At 71.1% G+C, this 17,018-nt stretch carries 10 protein-coding genes; all 10 read left to right on the forward strand.

Annotation, left to right across the window (positions count from 1 at the left end):
• Positions 1 to 2: 2 nt before the first annotated feature.
• The 10 genes from FHR66_RS01375 (at position 3) to FHR66_RS01420 (ending at position 16,946) form a co-directional block, all read left to right on the forward strand.
• Positions 3 to 1,934, forward strand: a complete 1,932-nt coding sequence (locus FHR66_RS01375; protein ID WP_160970671.1) for a glycosyltransferase family 2 protein — start codon at positions 3 to 5, stop codon at positions 1,932 to 1,934.
• Positions 1,882 to 3,396, forward strand: coding sequence for a hypothetical protein (locus FHR66_RS01380; RefSeq protein ID WP_160970669.1), 1,515 nt, complete (start codon positions 1,882 to 1,884; stop codon positions 3,394 to 3,396). The genes FHR66_RS01375 and FHR66_RS01380 overlap by 53 nt, the downstream gene beginning before the upstream one ends.
• On the forward strand, positions 3,378 to 4,352 hold the full coding sequence (locus tag FHR66_RS01385; protein ID WP_202394989.1) for a glycoside hydrolase family 113: 975 nt from the start codon (positions 3,378 to 3,380) through the stop codon (positions 4,350 to 4,352). The genes FHR66_RS01380 and FHR66_RS01385 overlap by 19 nt, the downstream gene beginning before the upstream one ends.
• Before the next feature lie 73 nt (positions 4,353 to 4,425).
• The gene (gene pncB / locus FHR66_RS01390) at positions 4,426 to 5,610 is read left to right on the forward strand and encodes a nicotinate phosphoribosyltransferase (protein ID WP_160970667.1); all 1,185 of its coding nucleotides are present in this window, start codon (positions 4,426 to 4,428) and stop codon (positions 5,608 to 5,610) included.
• Between the two features lie 218 nt (positions 5,611 to 5,828).
• Positions 5,829 to 6,287: a cellulose biosynthesis protein BcsD gene (gene bcsD / locus FHR66_RS01395; protein WP_202394988.1), complete on the forward strand. Its 459-nt coding sequence runs from the start codon at positions 5,829 to 5,831 to the stop codon at positions 6,285 to 6,287.
• 46 nt (positions 6,288 to 6,333) lie between these two features.
• Positions 6,334 to 6,726: a hypothetical protein gene (locus FHR66_RS01400; RefSeq protein ID WP_160970665.1), complete on the forward strand. Its 393-nt coding sequence runs from the start codon at positions 6,334 to 6,336 to the stop codon at positions 6,724 to 6,726.
• 95 nt (positions 6,727 to 6,821) lie between these two features.
• On the forward strand, positions 6,822 to 8,972 hold the full coding sequence (gene bcsA, locus FHR66_RS01405; RefSeq protein WP_160970663.1) for a UDP-forming cellulose synthase catalytic subunit: 2,151 nt from the start codon (positions 6,822 to 6,824) through the stop codon (positions 8,970 to 8,972).
• Positions 8,973 to 9,031: 59 nt separating this feature from the next.
• Positions 9,032 to 11,314, forward strand: coding sequence for a cellulose biosynthesis cyclic di-GMP-binding regulatory protein BcsB (gene bcsB / locus FHR66_RS01410; protein ID WP_160970661.1), 2,283 nt, complete (start codon positions 9,032 to 9,034; stop codon positions 11,312 to 11,314).
• Positions 11,311 to 12,477: a cellulose synthase complex periplasmic endoglucanase BcsZ gene (bcsZ, locus tag FHR66_RS01415; protein WP_160970659.1), complete on the forward strand. Its 1,167-nt coding sequence runs from the start codon at positions 11,311 to 11,313 to the stop codon at positions 12,475 to 12,477. The genes bcsB and bcsZ overlap by 4 nt, the downstream gene beginning before the upstream one ends.
• Positions 12,465 to 16,946 (forward strand): cellulose synthase subunit BcsC-related outer membrane protein, encoded by a 4,482-nt coding sequence (locus FHR66_RS01420; protein WP_167087282.1) that lies wholly within the window; start codon positions 12,465 to 12,467, stop codon positions 16,944 to 16,946. The genes bcsZ and FHR66_RS01420 overlap by 13 nt, the downstream gene beginning before the upstream one ends.
• Positions 16,947 to 17,018: the final 72 nt, after the last annotated feature.

Here is a 17,018-nt window from a genome sequence, read left to right on the forward strand (position 1 = left end):
CCGTGTCCGGCGAACACGACAGCGCCGCCGCCGAGGCGAGCGTGCCCGGCCGGCTCGGGCGGCTGGCGACCGAGGGCGGCCTGCAGGTGCCGATCGGCGAGGCCTTGGTCGCCGCGGGGGTGATCGACCCGCCGCTGCTACAGAACGCGCTGGCCCTGCAGGCGCGCTGGCGCTCGCGCCTGGGCGACGTGGTGCTGGCCCAGCGCGGGGTCGCGCCGCTGCGCTTCTACACCGTGCTGGCGCAGCATTTCGGGCTGAACTTCGTCAATCTGCTCAAGCAGCCGATCGACCCGGCGCTGTTCCAGCCGGAGCGGCTGGCCGACTACGCGCAGCGCCTGGTGCTGCCGTGGCGTGAGGAGGACGGCCAACTCGTGCTGGCGGTGGCTGATCCCGGCCCGGAGATCTTCGCCTGGGCGCGCGCCACCTACGGCGAGCAGGTGCGCTTCGTCGGCACCTCCAAGTTCGACATCGTCTGGAGCCTGCAGCAGCACGCCGACGCGCAGCTCACCCACGACGCGCTGAACCTGCTGGCCGAACACGCGCCGGAGCATTCGGCGCGGCAGGTGATCACCCGCGCGCAGTCCGCCTTCCTGGTGGCGCTGACCGTGGTGCTGGCCGCGGCGCTGGCGCTGTGGCCGCTGGTCACGCTGATCGCGCTCAACACGCTGATCGCGGTGGCGTTCCTGGCCACCTTCGGGCTGAAGCTGGTGCTGGCCTGGCGCGGCGCGCGGCGCCGCATCGACATCAAGGTCAGCGACGAGGAAGTGGCCGCGCTCGGCGACGAGGACCTGCCGGTCTACACGGTGCTGGTGCCGATGTACAAGGAACCGGACGTGCTGCCGATCCTGGCCAATGCGCTGCGCCGGCTCGACTATCCCACCTCCAAGCTGGACGTGAAGCTGGTGCTGGAGGCCGACGATACCGAGACCATCGAGGCGGCCAAGGCGCTGGGCCTGGAGGCGTTCTTCGAGATCATCCGGGTGCCGCCGTCGCAGCCCAAGACCAAGCCCAAGGCCTGCAACTACGCGCTGCGCTTCGCCCGCGGGCAGATGCTCACCATCTACGACGCCGAGGACAAGCCGGAGCCGGACCAGCTCAAGCGCGTGGTCGCCGCGTTCCGCAAGTCGCCGGCCGACGTGGCCTGCATCCAGGCGCGGCTGAACTACTACAACGCCGACGAGAACTGGCTCACGCGCATGTTCACGCTGGAATACACGTTGTGGTTCGACTTCTACCTGCCGGCGCTGGAGACCCTGCGCATCCCGATCCCGCTCGGCGGCACCTCCAACCACTTCCGCCTGGACATCCTGCGCAAGGTCCACGCCTGGGACCCGTACAACGTCACCGAGGACGCCGACCTGGGCGTGCGCCTGACCCAGCAGGGCTACCGCGTCAGCGTGGTCAACTCGACCACGTTCGAGGAAGCCAACGTCAGCATCCCCAACTGGATTCGGCAGCGCTCGCGCTGGCTCAAGGGCTACATGCAGACGTGGCTGGTGCACATGCGCAACCCGCTGCAGTTGTACCGCTCCACCGGCGCGCGCGGGTTCTGGGGCTTCCAGCTGTTCGTCGGCGGCACCTTCTTCACCGCGCTGGCCGCGCCGCTGATGTGGCTGAGCTACGGGCTGTGGCTGGCGGTCGGGTCGAAGTTCTTCGATCCGTTCTTCCCGCCGGCGCTGCTGTACCTGAGCCTGCTCAACCTGCTGCTCGGCAACGGCTTCCTGATCTACATGACCCTGGTGGCGGCGTTCAAGCGCGACTACTTCCGCCTGGCGCCCTACGCGCTGACCGTGCCGCTGTACTGGCTGCTGCAGTCCATCGCCGCCTACAAGGGCCTGTGGCAGCTCATCCGCAACCCGTTCTACTGGGAAAAGACCACCCATGGCATCAGCAAGCACATGGCCGAAGAGCGCCGCGCCGCGCTCGACGACTGACGCGCCGCGCCGCGCGCGCGGCACCGCGGTGTTCGTGTGCACCGCGGCGCTGCTGGCGCTGCTGTGCCACCGGCTGCTCGCGCACGGCTACATGAGCGACGACGCGATGGCGCAGTACGCCAAGCTGTTGCTGTTGCGCGACGCGGCCGGCTTCCGCATCGAGTACCTGGGCTTCCTGTACGCGCAGGCCTCGCTGTACCTGGGCGTGCTGATCGGCGGCCTGCCGGGGCTGTCCACGCCGCTGCTGCCGTACCTGGTCGACGTGCTGGCCGGGGCGACTCTGGTGACCCTGCTGTGGCGCGACATCGCCGCCGGGCTGGGCCGCGGCTGGGCCTGGGCGCTGAGCGCCGGGCTGGTGGTCCAGCCGTTCTTCCTGTGGCCGACCCTGTCCGGCAACAACCAGGGCCTGGGCCTGCTGGTGTTCTACGTGGCCGCGCGCGCGCTGCGCCACTTCCGCGACGATCCGGAAGCCTTCGCCTACCTGCGCCTGGCCGCGAGCCTGTGCCTGCTGTTCTTCGTCGACGAGCGCGCCTGCTTCCTGGCGGTGGGGCTGGCGCCGTGGCTGTTCCTGATCGCGCCGCCGCGCCTGATGCGGCAGGCGCCGCTGGCCTTCTACCTGGTGTGCTACCTGCCGTTCCTGTTCGCGGTGGCGGCCTGGATGTACCTCAACTACATGTTCTTCGGCGACCCGCTGCTGTTCGTGCGCGACGCCAATTCCGCCTTCCGCGGCATCTATGCGCAGGCGGCGCTGCAGCCGTGGCTGCAGCAGGCCGCGGCGCAGCCGTGGTGGCCGCCGCTGTGGCTGCTGCTGGCCGGGATGGTCAGCGCGCCGCTGTTGCTGCTGCTGCGCCACACCCGCACCGGCGACACCTGGCGCAGCGTGCTGGCCGCCACCGCCACGGTGATCGGCGCCGGCACGCTGGCCACCTGGGCGCGCTTCACTGCGCAGCCGCTGGACTTCCTGGCCCTGCTGCTGGTGCCGGTGGCGCTGGTGCTGGGCGACCTGCGCCGCGACGTGCGCTGGCTGGGCCTGGCGTTGCTGCTGGCCGGCGCGGTGTCCAGCGGCTGGGTGATCGCCCGCACCGCCACTTCCACCACCCGCGACTGGATCGCCGCGCTGCAGGCGCCGGCAGCGCCGCGCCATGCCGACGCCGCGCAGTTGGGGGCGTGGCTGGCCGAGGCGCGGTTGCCGACCCTGCTCGACGATCGCGCCAGCTATCCGGTGATCGTTGCCCGCGGTGACGCCAAGCAACTTGTCCTGCCGTTCGATCCGCGCTTCAAGCAGGCGCTGGTCGATCCGCGGCAGATGCCGGCGCAGGTGGTGGTGAGCGACCCGGCCAGCCAGACCGGCGCCCTGGACAGCCTCAACCGGCGCTTCCCGCAGCTATGGCAACAGGGCCTGCCGGGCTACAGTCTGGTCTACCATCAGGGCATCTACCGGGTATGGCGCCGATCGCCGTGAGATTGCTGGCCGCCTTGCTGCTGGCGCTGAGCGCCGGCGGTTGCAGTGCGGCGCCCGCACCGCCGTGGATGGGTGCCAACGTCAAGGTGTCGCCCAGCGCGCCGTGGGGCAGCAACGCGGCACAGCAGTCGCTGCAGCAGCTGGCCGATGCCGGCGCCTCGCGCGCGTTGCTGGTCGCCTTCGTCTGGCAGGCATCGCCGCAGTCCTCGGCGCCGGTGTTGGGCAGCGACAGCAGTCCTGCGCTGATCCGCGCCGGATTGCGGCAGATGCGTGCGGCCGGCCTGCAGCCGGTGCTGAAGGTGCATCTGTGGATTCCCGGGCACTGGGCCGGCGAGGCAGCGCCGGCCGATCGCGACGCCTGGTTCGCCGCCTACCGGCGCGCGCTGCTGCAACTGGCTCAGGTCGCCGCCGAGGAGCGCGCCAGCGCGCTGATCGTCGGCACCGAACTGCGCCAGTTGCAGGATGCGCCGCAGTGGCCGGCGCTGCTGGCGGCGGTGCGCCAGGTCTATCGCGGCCCGATCGGCTACGTCGCCGACGGCCTGGAGCAGGCCGAGCGCTTCGGCTATTGGGACCGTTTCGATTTCGTCGGTACCAGCCTGTATCCGGCGCTGGCCGCGGCGCCGGCGCAGCGGCGCGCGCAGATGCATGCGGCGGCGGCGCGGGTGCAGGCGCTGGGCGAGCGCAGCGGCCGCCCGGTGTGGGTGGCCGAACTCGGCTTGCGCTCGGCGCGCGGCAGCCTCGCCGCGCCGTGGGAAAGCCCGGAGCAGCGCAGCGCCGAAGTCGACACCGCGCTGCAGGCGCAGGTGCTGCGCGAGTGGCGCGATGTACTCGACGCGCAGCCGCGCATCGCCGGCATCGCGCTGTGGTGCTGGTACACCGATCCGGGCGCCGGCGGCGCCCGCGACAGCGATTTCACCGTGCAGCACAAGCCGGCGCAGGCGGTGCTCAAGCGTTGAGGTGTGCGGCCGCATTGCGACGCGCGCAACCGGCGACAACGGACTGGCAACGCAGCGGGCGCATAATCGCGCGATGATCATCGACTCGTTGCTGGACACCGACCTCTACAAATTCACCATGATGCAGGCGGTGCTGCATCAGCACCCCGGCGCGCAGGTGGAGTACCGCTTCAAGTGCCGCACCCCGGGCATCGACCTGGCGCAGTACCTGCCGCAGATCTCGGCGGAGATCGACGCGCTGTGTGCGCTGCGCTTCCGCGCCGACGAGCTGGACTACCTGCGCGCGATGCGTTTCATCAAGCCGGACTTCGTCGATTTCCTGGCGCTGTTCCACCTGGATCGCAAGTACCTGCAGTTGCAGGCCTCGACCAGCGTGCCCGGCGAGATCGAGCTGCGCATCCGCGGGCCGTGGCTGCACACCATCCTGTTCGAGGTGCCGCTGCTGGCGATCGTCAACGAGGTGTGGTTCCGCAACGCCGGCGGCGCCGACCATGCCGAAGGCCTGCGCCGCCTGCAGGCCAAGATCGCGCTGCTGCGCGACACCCCGGGCTACGACGGCTGCGCCATCGCCGACTACGGCACCCGGCGTCGCTATTCGCGCGCCTGGCACGGCGAACTGCTGCCGGTGCTGCAGCAGACCCTGGGCCAGCAGTTCGTCGGCACCAGCAATGTGTACTTCGCCCGCCGCTACGGCCTGACGCCGCTGGGCACGATGGCGCACGAGTATCTGCAGGCGTTCCAGGCGCTGGGACCGCGCTTGCGCGACTCGCAGGCGGCGGCGCTGGAATCGTGGGCGCGCGAGTACCGCGGCGATCTCGGCATCGCGTTGTCGGACGTGGTCGGCCTGGACGCGTTCCTGCGCGATTTCGATCTGTATTTCTGCAAGCTGTTCGACGGCATGCGCCACGATTCCGGCGATCCGTTCGAGTGGGGCGAGCGCGTGCTGGCGCACCTGCAGCAGCATCGGGTGGACCCGCGCAGCAAGATCCTGGTGTTCAGCGACGGCCTGGACATCGACAAAGTGATGCGGCTGTACGCGCATTTCCGCGAGCGCTGCATGCTCGCGTTCGGCGTCGGCACGCACCTGACCAACGACCTGGGCCTGGTGCCGTTGCAGATCGTGATCAAGATGGTTCGCTGCAACGGCCAGCCGGTGGCCAAGCTCAGCGACTCGCCCGGCAAGACCCTGTGCGACGACCCGGCCTATCTGGCCTACCTGCGGCAGGTGTTTCAGGTGCCGGCCGAGGACCAGCCCTGAGCCTGCAATGACCCTGACGGTGCCGATGCGGCACCGGTCGCCGGGGCGGCCGGGCAGGAGTCGCCGTTCGGTGCAACAGGGCTTTGCGGTGAAGAAAGAGTGAGATACACTGCACGGGAAAGTGAGAACTGTGTCGCAATAGTGACGGTCAGGATGGGCCGCCCAGGCGCTACAGCCGCTACGCCGTTGTCGTTCCGTCCCTGGCCAGAGACTTCCCGATGAGCGCTCACGCGTTGCCGACCCATTACCGCACCCAGGCCTGTTCGCGGCAGTGGCGGGGCTTCCTGCGCGCGTTGGCGGAGGAGTTCGCCGCGGAGTTGGGCCCCGAGGATCTGGCGCTGCTGATGGCGCGCATCGGCCGTCGCTTCGCCGCCGAACATCCGGTCGGTGCCTGCGCCACCCTGCAGGAGCTGGAAGACGCGGCCAATCGCGTCTGGGACCGGTTGGAATGGGGCTATGCGCGGTTCGAGGAACATGCCGACCGCGTCGACCTGCTGCACGCCGGTTCGCCGCTGCATATCGGCCTGGCCGGGCAGGCCGCCGGCGCCGACGGCTTCCTGGAAGGGGTGTACCAGGCCTGGTTCGTGCAGGTCGGCATGTCGGCCGGATTGGGCGTGCGTGCGTTGTCGACCCCGAACGAAGACTTGCGCCGCCTGGTGCTGGCCCGGGTCGGCTGAGCGCGGCGCGACGCACCGAACTTTTTTGATCGTCATGAGGGGAGTCATGTCCAAAAAGTCCAAGCAGACGGGTGCCGAAACCGGCGACGACGTCTCCAGCCTGTTCGCCAAGCTCGGCAGTAGCGGCGCCACCGCCTACCAGGATTTTTCCGCCGACCGGCTCAGCGCCGCCGAGCCGGCTGCCGCCACGCCGCCACCGGCGCCCGCCGCACCGGCGCCGATGCTGTCGGTGGTACGCGCCGCGATCGAGGCCAGGCCGGCCGCGCTGTCCCCGGCCGCACCGTTGCCGCTCACGCCTGCCGCACCTGCACCGGCCGCTGCCGCCGGCGCCGCCACCGGCACGCCGCTGCAGCAGCTGTTCCAGCGCCTGCTCGAGGCCGGCCGCGAGGCCGCCGTGCCGGCGCCGGGCGGTCCGCTCAAGCGCTTTTTGAATCGTTGATGTCGCGCGGCGCCTGCGGGCGCCGTACCTGTTTGCCGTCGCCGCGTGGTGGGGAAGACCACGCGCCGGCCTCCTCCCCCTTTTAGGAACCGCCGATGAGCGCTGCCTCCGCGTCGCATGCCGCGCGCCCGCTGCATGTCCTGGCCAATTGGTCGCTGTGGCTGCTGGGCGCCGTGTTGCTGGTCTTCGTCGTCGCCATCCCGATGGATGTGCCGCAGCAACTGCTGTTCTCGCTGGTGGTGTTCGCCGCGGCCATGCTGCTGCGGCGCAGTGGCAGCCGCCTGGCGATCCTGGTGATGATGGCGCTGTCGCTGGCGGTGTCCTCGCGCTACATCTGGTGGCGCCTGACCCAGACCGTGGGCATGAGCAGCCCGGTCGACCTGAGCCTGGGCCTGGGCCTGCTGCTGGCCGAGCTGTACGCATTCGTGATCCTGACGCTGGGCTACTTCCAGGTGCTGTGGCCGCTGAACCGGCGGCCGCTGCCGCTGCCGGCCGACCAGCGCGAATGGCCCAGCGTCGATCTGTTCATCCCCACCTACAACGAACCGCTGTCGGTGGTGCGCTCGACCATCCTCGCCGCCAGCGTGATGGACTGGCCGGCCGACAAGCTCAACATCTACCTGCTCGACGACGGCCGCCGCGAGGAGTTCCGCGCGTTCTGCGCGCAGGCCGGCATCCACTACGTCACCCGCACCAACAACCTCCACGCCAAGGCCGGCAACATCAACGCCGCGCTGAAGAAGTCCAGCGGCGAGTATGTGGCGATCTTCGACTGCGACCACATCCCCACGCGCTCGTTCCTGCAGGTGGCGATGGGTTGGTTCCTGCGCGACGCCAAGCTGGCGGTGGTGCAGATGCCGCACTACTTCTTCTCGGCCGATCCGTTCGAGCGCAATCTCGGCAACCACGGCAAGGTGCCCAACGAAGGCGAACTGTTCTACGGCCTGCTGCAGGACGGCAACGACCAGTGGGACGCCACCTTCTTCTGCGGTTCGTGCACGGTGATCAAGCGCAAGCCGCTGGAAGAAGTGGGTGGGGTGGCGGTGGAGACCGTCACCGAGGATGCGCACACCGCGCTGAAGCTGCACCGCCGCGGCTACCGCAGCGCCTACATCGCGGTGCCGCAGGCCGCCGGCCTGGCGACCGAAAGCCTGTCCGGCCACGTCGCCCAGCGCATCCGCTGGGCGCGCGGCATGGCGCAGATCGCGCGGCTGGACAATCCGCTGCTGGGCAAGGGCCTGCGCCTGTCGCAGCGGCTGTGCTACGCCAACGCGATGCTGCACTTCTTCTACGGGCTGCCGCGCATCGTCTACCTCACCGCGCCGCTGGCCTTCCTGTTCTTCGGCGCGCACGTGATCCACGCCTCGGCGCTGATGATCCTGGCCTACGCCCTGCCGCACATCCTGCAGGCCAACCTGACCAACCTGCGCACCCAGGGCAAGTTCCGCCACCTGCTGTGGAACGAGGTCTACGAGACCACCCTGGCCTGGTACATCCTGCGCCCGACGCTGGTGGCGCTGTTCAATCCCAAGCTCGGCAAGTTCAACGTCACCCCCAAGGGCGGTCTGGTGCCGCGCAGCTACTTCGACGGGCAGATCGCCAAGCCCTACCTGTTCCTGCTGGTGCTCAACCTGGCCGGCGTGGTCGCCGGGGTGATGCGCCTGCTCAGCGTGCAGGCCGGCGGCGAGGCGCAGACCATCTGGTTCAACCTGGCCTGGACCGCCTACAACGTGCTGCTGCTCGGCGCCACCATCGCCACCGCCAGCGAGATGCGCCAGGTGCGCCGTTCGCACCGCGTGCCGCTGGACATCCCGGCCACGCTGCATCTGGCCGATGGCCGCGAACTGGCCTGCCGCACCGTCAACTTCTCCACCGGCGGCATGGCGTTGCGCCTGCTCGAGCCGGTGCCGGTGGAGCCGGACCTGCCGGTGGAGATCGCGCTGCCGCAGCGCGGCAGTTCCAAGCGCCTGCCGGCGATGGTGCGCCACGACCGCGACGGCGAGATCAGCATCCAGTTCCGGCCGATGTCGATCGAACAGGAGCGCTGGCTGGTGGCCTGCACCTTCGCCCGCGCCGACATCTGGGTGTCGCAGTGGGGCCGCCACGACCGCGATCGCTTCTGGGTGTCGCTGGGGCGCGTGTTCGCTGCCAGCGTGCGCGGTTTCCGGCGTCTCGGCCAGCACGTCGCCAGCAGCGCGCGCAGCGGCTGGCGCGGCCGTACCGCCGGCGAGGAGGCTGCGCCGTGAGTCGTCGTCCCGCTGTGCCGCGTTCCTTCCTCTCTTCCCTTTCTTTCCGGTCGCCGTCGATGCGTCTACCCGCCCTGGCTGCATGTTGTCTCACGGTCCTGTCCGGCCTGGCGCTGGCCCAGGAGCCGACCCTTCCTGCCACCGCGCCGGCCGCCGCCGCGACCGCCACGTCGCTGCCAGCGCCGGCCGAACGCGAGCGCTCGGCCACGCTCAAGCAGCTCGGCATCGACTACGAGATGACCCTGCGCGGCATCCAGGGCAGCGCCGGCATTCCCTTCAGCACGCGCACCGACGAAGTGGTGCAGGCGGCGAACCTGCATCTGGTGTACAGCTACTCGCCGGCGCTGCTGCCGGACCTGTCGCACCTGAAGGTCAGCGTCAACGGCGTCACCGTGGCGGCCCTGCCGGTCAGTCGCGAGAACGCCGGCAAGTTGCAGCAGAGCGACGTGCCGATCGATCCGCGCCTGATCAGCGACTACAACCGGCTCAACCTGCAGCTGATCGGCCACTACACCCGCGACTGCGAGGATCCGGACCACACCAGCCTGTGGGCCAACATCGATCCGTCCACGCGGCTGTCGCTGACCGCCACCCCGCTGGTGCTGCGCAACGATCTGGCGCTGCTGCCGGTGCCGTTCTACGACAAGCGCGATACGCGCCGCCTGGAACTGCCGTTCGTGTTCCCGCAGCGCCCGGACCTGGCCACGCTGCGCAGCGCCGGCATCGTCGCCTCCTGGTTCGGCGCGCAGGCCGGCTACCGCGGCGCCTCGTTCGGCGTGGCCATCGGCGACGTGCCGGCCACCGGCAACGCGGTGCTGTTCGCCACCGCCGCGACCCTGCCGGCGGAACTGGCCGCGACCCAGGCCGGCTTGAGCGAGATCGCCGGCCCGACCCTGGCGATGATCACCAATCCGCGCGATGCCACCGGCAAGCTGCTGCTGGTGCTGGGCCGCGACGACGACGACCTGCAGCAGGCCGCCACCGCGCTGAGCCTGGGCACGCCGCTCAACGGCCCGGTGGCGCGCATCGGCGAACTCAAGCAGGCGCAGCCGCGCAAGCCCTACGACGCGCCCAACTGGATCTCCGGCGACAAGCCGGTGCGCTTCGGCGACCTGGTTGCGCAGACCGCGCAGTTGAACGTCAGCGGCTACCACCCCGACCTGATCCGGGTCGGCCTGCAGCTGCCGCCGGACCTGTTCGTGTGGCAGCGCGACGGCATCCCGGTCAATCTGCGCTACCGCTACACGGTGCCGGAGACGCAGAACAAGTCGGCGCTCAACGTCAGCATCAACGACGCCTTCGTCACCACGCTGCCGCTCAACGGCCACGCCTATGCCGAGTCGTTGCCGCTGCGCTGGTGGCACGCGCTCTCGCCGAAGGGCGCGATGCCGGTGGAGCAGAAGCTGCTGCTGCCGACCGGGCCGTTCTCGGCCAACAGCCAGCTGCGCTTCCACTTCTTCTTCGATCGCCCGCAGGCGGAGGCGTGCAAGAACACCTTCCCCGACGTGTCCGGCGCGATCGACGCCGACTCCAGCGTGGACCTGCGTTCGTTCCATCACTACATGGCGATGCCGAATCTGGCCGCGTTCGGCAATGCCGGCTTCCCGTTCACGCGCCTGGCCGACCTGTCCGAGTCCACCGTGGTGGTGCCGGACGAGATCGGCGACCAGGACATGGCCAACCTGCTGACCCTGCTCGGCCGGCTCGGCGCGTCCACCGGCTACCCGGCGCTGCGGGTGACCCTGATCCACGCCGCCGAGGTCGACAAGCACGCCGACAGCGACCTGCTGGTGTTCGGCAGCCTGCGCTCGCAGCCGCTGTTCCAGCGCTGGAGCGCGGCCCTGCCGATCGGCGACGGCGCCAGCGGGCGACGCTTTTCGATGAGCGACTGGGTGCTGGACAAGCTGCCCGGCTTCCTCTCGTTCGATGCGCGCCGCACCGACCTGCCGACCACCGCGGAGGTGGCCGTGAAGCCGGCGCCCGGCGACGTGGTGTTGATGGGCTTCCAGTCGCCGCTGAAGGCCGGGCGCAGCGTGGTCGCGCTGCTGGCCGAGGATCCGGCCAGCGTCGAGGACTTCTTCGACGCCTGGTTGGAGCCGGCCACGCTGAAGGACTTCCAGGGCAGCGTGGTGCTGCTGCAGAAGGGCAAGGTGCGCAGCCTGGCCGGCAACCAGACCTACTACGTCGGCCATCTGCCGCTGCCGACCTGGGCGCGCTGGTACTTCTCGCAGCACCCGTTGCTGCTGGGCCTGGTGGTGGTGGTGCTGAGCGTGCTGCTGGCGCTGGCCGCGCGCGTGGTGCTGCGCCGGCATTCGGCGGCACGGCTGCAGGAAGGGCGGTGAACGGACACACCGGCCAACGCCGGCGCCTGCTCGGCGGCCTGCTCGCCGCCGGCGCGGCGACGCTGCTGCCGCCGGCGCGCGCCGCGCTCACGGTGGCGCCGGCCTGCGCGCCGTGGCGCGAGTGGACCGCGTTCGTCGCCAAGCACCTCGATGCCAGCGGACGGGTGATCGATTTCCAGCACGCCGACCAGCGCAGCACCTCCGAGGGCCAGTCCTATGCGCTGTTCTTCGCGCTGGTGGCCAACGACCAGGTGCTGTTCGAGCGCGTGCTCGGCTGGACCCGGCACAACCTGTGCGGCGGCCGCCCGCAGCAGGTGCTGCCGGCCTGGCTGTGGGGCCGCGCCAGCGATGGCAGTTGGCGCGTGATCGACGGCAACAGCGCCAGCGACGCCGACCTGTGGATCGCCTACGTGCTGCTCGAGGCCGGCCGCCTGTGGCAGCGGCCCGGCTACACCCAGGCCGGCCTGCAGATGCTGGCGCTGGTGCGGCGCACCGAGCTGGTCGAACTGCCCGGGTTCGGCAGCATGCTGTTGCCGGCGGCCAAGGGCTTCGCCACGCCGCAGCGCTGGACTCTCAATCCCAGCTACCTGCCGCTGCAATTGCTGCGGCGTTTCGCCGCGGTCGATCCGAAGGGGCCGTGGGCCGGTCTGGCCACGCGCAGCGCGCGCCTGCTGCGCGACAGCGCGCCGGTCGGCTTCGCGCCGGACTGGATCGCCTGGGACGGCCGCGCCTTCGGCGTCGATCCGGACAAGGGCGCGATCGGCAGCTACGACGCGATCCGCGTGTACCTGTGGGCCGGCATGCTCGATGCCGCCGATCCGCTGCGCAAGGCGCTGCTCGACGATCTGTCCGGCCCACTGCAGCAACTGCGCGCGCAGGGCCGCCTCGACGAGAAGATCGATACCCGCCAGGGCGTCGGCAGCGGCCAGGCCCCGCCCGGCTTCGCCGCAGCGCTGCTGCCGTACCTGAGCGCGCTGCGCGAACCGGCGCTGCTCAAGGCGCAGGCGCAACGCATTCCCGCGCCCGGCGACGCCGCCGCGGCCCGGCTTCCCTACTACGACCGGGTGCTGATCCTGTTCGGACGCGCCTGGCTCGACAACCGCTACCGCTTTTCCGCAGACGGCGCGCTGCAGCCCGCCTGGAGAACCCAATGCTCCGCATGAACCTCAAACCCCTGTACCTGGCCGGCATGATCGACCTGTGCCTGCTCGCCGGCAGCGCCCACGCGCAGAACGCCGACGCCACCCAGCAACTGGTCAGCCAGGGCAACTACTGGCACGACCAGGGCCGCGACGACCTCGCCGCCGACGCCTGGCGCAAGTTGCTGCGGGTCGACCCGAACCAGCCCGACGCGCTGCTCGGCCTGGCCCAGATCGATCTGGCGCAAGGCCGCCAGACCGACGCGCGCAAGCGCTTGGCGCAATTGCAGAAGGCGCATCCGCAGGCACCGCAGACCCAGCGCCTGGCCATGTCGATCGGCGGCACCGGCGACAACGTCGACCTGCGCAACGCGCGCCGCGCCGCCGCCGCCGGCCGCTACGTGGACGCGGTGCGCGCCTACCAGGCGCTGTTCGACGGCAAGGGCCCGCCGGACGCGCTGGCGCTGGAGTACTACCAGGCGCTGGCCGGCACCCCCCAGGGCTGGGAAGGCGCGCGCGACGGCCTGCGCCGCCTGGCCGCCGCGCAGCCGGACAACACCGCCGCGGCGCTGGCGCTGGCGCAGGTGCAGACCTACCGCGAACCGTCCCGGCGCGAGGGCATCGCCCAGCTCGCCGCGCTGAGCAAGCGCACCGATGTCGCCGGCCCGGCGCGCGCCGCCTGGCGTCAGGCCCTGCTGTGGCTCAATGCCGGCCCTGCCGATGCGCCGCTGTACCAGGCGTTCCTGGCCGCCAATCCGAACGATGCGGAGATCGCCAGGAAGGCCGCGCAACTGCAGGAGCGGCGCGCGCAAGGCGGTGGCGATCCGGCCGGCGAACAGCTGGGCGAAGGCTTCAAGGCGCTCAACGCCGGCAACCTGGCGCTGGCCGAACAGCGCTTCGCGCAGGTGCTGCGCGCGCGTCCGCGCGACGCCGAGGCGCTCGGCGGCCTGGGCTCGGTGCGGCTGCGCCAGCAGCGCTTCGGCGAAGCGCAGGAACTGCTGCGCCCGGCCGCGGCGGCCAACGGCAAGTGGCGCAGCGCGCTGGACAGCGCGCGCTACTGGCTGCAGTTGCAGCAGGCACAGGCCGCGCGTGCGCGCGGCGACAACGACGCGGCGCTGCGCCTGGCCCAGCAGGCGGTCAAGCTCAAGCCCGAGGAGGCCGCCGGCTATGCGCTGCTGGGCGACCTGCAGTCGGCCAGCGATGCCGCCGCGGCCGAAAAGAGCTACCGCGAGGCGCTGCGCCTGCATGCCGACGATGCCGGCGCGCTGCATGGCCTGATCGCCCTGTACAGCCGCCAGGGTCGCGCCAACGAGGCCAATGCGCTGTTCGCCAGGCTCAGCCCGGCGCAGCGCCAGCAGGCCGGCGGCGAGACCGCACTGAAAGCCAACCTGCAGCGCGCCCGCGCGCAGCAGGCGCTGGAGGCCGGCGACACCGTCACCGCGCAGAGCGAGCTGGAGACGGCGATGGTCGACAACCCCGGCGATCCCTGGGTGCGCCTGGATCTGGCGCGCCTGTACCAGCAGGCCGGGCGTCCGGACCAGGCGCGCAGCGTCATGGACGGCCTGCTCGCGGTGCATGGCGACATGCCCGAGGCGCTGTATGCCAACGCGCTGCTGGCGCAGGAACGCGGCGACTGGGCCAGCGCCTACGCCAGCCTGGAGCGCATCCCGGCCACTGCGCGCACCGCCGAGATGAGCGCGCTGCGCAACACCGCCTGGGTCGAACAACAGGCGGCCAAGGCGCGCCTGCTGCAACAACAGGGCCGCGGCGGCGAAGCGCAGTTGTTGCTGGGCCGCACCGAGGCCGCGCTGGGCGACGCGCTGGAGCAGCCGGCATTGCTGGCGGCGATGGCCGGCGCCTATGCCGACATCGGCAGCAACACGCGCGCGCTGACCCTGGCGCAGCGCCTGGTCGCACAGAATCCCTCCACCGAGGCGCGCCTGCAGTACGCCGGCGTGCTGCTGCGCGCGCATCAGGACGCGGAACTGGCGGCGACCCTGCGCCAATTGCGCGACACCGACATGAGCGCCGAGCAGCAGCGCCGCTACCAGGCGCTGCGCAGCGGCTACGTGCTGCGCCAGGTCGATGCCCTGCGCGAGCTCGGCAATCTCGAAGCCGCCTACGACGCGCTGGCGCCGCTGCTGGCGCAGCAGAACCAGGACCCGCAGGCGGTGGCCGCGCTGGCGCGGCTGTACGCCGCCGCCGGCGACCAGCGCCAGGCGTTGGTGCTGTACCAGCAGCAACTGCAGCAGTCGCCCAACGACCTGGACACGCTGATCGCCGCGGCCAACACCGCCGCCGCACTGCGCGACCTGCACAGCGCCGAGGACTACCTGCAGCGCGCGCTGGCGCAGGCGCCGGATTCGCCGCAGGTGCTCGCCGCGGCCGGTCGCGTGTATCGCAGCGCCGGCAAGAACCGCAAGGCCGAGAGCTATTTCCGCGCCGCGCTGGCGGCGCAGGCGCACGAATCGGGTCAGTACGACAACGGCCTGCCGGTCGCCAACGGTCCGGCGTCGTACGCCGCGGCTGGGCGCCCGCTCAATCCGTTCGCCGGCATGAACGGGCGCATGCCGCGCAGCGCCGCCGTGGTGTCCGACAGCCTCGGCGGCGGCGTGCCGGCCCCGGCCTACGCGGCCTCCGCGTTGCCGGCGTCCGCACCGGCCGTGACCGGTGACGACCTGCCGCCGCCGGCCAGCGCCAGCGCCGTGGGCGTGGCCCTGGCCGCGCTGCCGGTGCCGGGCCAGCGCAGCACCACAGCCCGCACCGCGCCGCTCGCGCTGCCCGATGATGGATTGCTGGCCGACACGCCGCGTGCGTCTCTGCGCCAGCCGGCGGCACCGGCCACCTCCGCGGGCGGTTCCAGCGTGCTCGACGAACTGCGCGAAGTGCAGGCCGAAAACAGCGACAGCGTCGCCACCGGCGCCAGCTACCGCGCCCGCGACGGCGAAGCCGGCCTGGGCCGCTTGCGCGATCTGGAAGTGCCGCTGCACGGCGAGTTCGCGGTGGGCGAGGGCAAGCTGCAGGTCGACGTCACCCCGACCCTGCTCGATGCCGGCACGCTTGGCACCGGCTACGCCACCGCCAGCCGCTTCGGTGCCGGCCCCGCTGCGGCGATGGGCGATGCCCTGGCCGCCGACCGCACCCCGATCGACAGCCTGGTCGGCAGCGACCTGTACCAACTGCTGCTCACCGAGGGCAACAGCAACGCCACCCGCAACGCGCTGCGCACCTACGCGGTCAACACCGGGCTGTACAACAAGCTGTTCAACGACACCGACCCGACGCTGACCAACGCGCAGCGCGAGGCGGCGGCGCTGCAGGCGCTGTACGCCGAGCCGCTGTCGGCGTTCCTGCTCGGCAATACCGCCGCCGACACCGCGATCGGCACGCTGGCCAGCGCCATCCTCGGCGACGCCTCGCGCAGCGCCGACCTCAGCGCCGCCGACATCGCCCGCTTCCGCAACCTGGCGGCCAACCCCACCGCCGCGACGCTGACCCCGGCCGGCTTCAGCCAGGCGCTGTACACCATGGCCGCCAACGGCAACGGCGCGCGGCGCATGGACCAGGACGCGCGCGGCGTCGGCATGGCGGTGACCTACAAGAACGGCGGCTTCAGCGCCGACCTCGGCAGCACCCCGGTCGGCTTCCCCGAGCGGCGCATCGTCGGCGGCGTCGGCTATCGCGGCCAGGCCGGCGACACCCTGACCTATTCGGGCGAGGTGTTCCGGCGTGCGGTCAGCGACAGCCTGCTGTCCTTCGGCGGCGTCGACGACGGCCGCGCCGGGCTCGGCTGGGGCGGCGTGACCAGCAACGGCCTGCGCCTGTCGGCCACGCTCGACAACGGCCTGCTCGGTGGCTACGCCAGCGTCGGCGCCGACCGCCTGGTCGGCCGCAACGTCGCCAGCAACGACCACCGCCAGGTCGACCTGGGCGTGTACGTGCACGCGCTGGACACCGAGAACCAGTCGCTGACCGCCGGCCTCAACCTGACCGCGATGCAGTACGACAAGAACCTGGGCGGCTACACGTATGGCCAGGGCGGCTACTTCAGCCCGCAGGACTACGTGGACCTGGGCTTCCCGGTGCACTGGAGCGGGCGCACGGCCGGGCGCACGGTCAACTGGAGCGTGGACGCCAGCGTCGGCGTGCAGCACTTCCGCAGCGACGACAGCCCGTACTTCCCGACCAGCGCGCAGATGCAGCAGGCCGCCTACGACGCCGCCTCGCTGGCCGCACTGCTGGGCTTGACCGACCGCTACGTCGCGCCGGTCTACGCCGGGCAGAGCAAGACCGGCATGTCCTACAACATCGCCGGCGCGGCCGAATGGCAGATCGCCCCGCAACTGTTCCTGGGCGGCCGCCTGCTGTTCAACAATGCCCGCGACTACACCCAGTTCAGCACCAACCTCTACGTGCGCTTCGTGCTCGACCGGCTCGGCGCCGGCCTCGGCCGTCGCCCGCAGGTGCTGGCCTCGCCATACGTGCCGGAGTAGGGCGAGGCAGGCGCACTGCTCCCGTCGTAGGAGCGGCTTCAGCCGCGACAGGCGTTCCCATGAAACCTGTCG

Source organism: Xanthomonas sp. F4 (assembly GCF_011761895.1).

Bases quoted from the DNA above. Each gene is read 5' to 3' on its own strand.
- FHR66_RS01380 (WP_160970669.1), top strand. From the start codon at position 1,882: ATGGCATCAGCAAGCACATGGCCGAAGAGCGCCGCGCCGCGCTCGACG.
- FHR66_RS01385 (WP_202394989.1), top strand. From the start codon at position 3,378: ATGGCGCCGATCGCCGTGAGATTGCTGGCCGCCTTGCTGCTGGCGCTG.
- pncB (WP_160970667.1), top strand. From the start codon at position 4,426: ATGATCATCGACTCGTTGCTGGACACCGACCTCTACAAATTCACCATG.
- bcsD (WP_202394988.1), top strand. From the start codon at position 5,829: ATGAGCGCTCACGCGTTGCCGACCCATTACCGCACCCAGGCCTGTTCG.
- FHR66_RS01400 (WP_160970665.1), top strand. From the start codon at position 6,334: ATGTCCAAAAAGTCCAAGCAGACGGGTGCCGAAACCGGCGACGACGTC.
- bcsA (WP_160970663.1), top strand. From the start codon at position 6,822: ATGAGCGCTGCCTCCGCGTCGCATGCCGCGCGCCCGCTGCATGTCCTG.
- bcsB (WP_160970661.1), top strand. From the start codon at position 9,032: ATGCGTCTACCCGCCCTGGCTGCATGTTGTCTCACGGTCCTGTCCGGC.
- FHR66_RS01420 (WP_167087282.1), top strand. From the start codon at position 12,465: ATGCTCCGCATGAACCTCAAACCCCTGTACCTGGCCGGCATGATCGAC.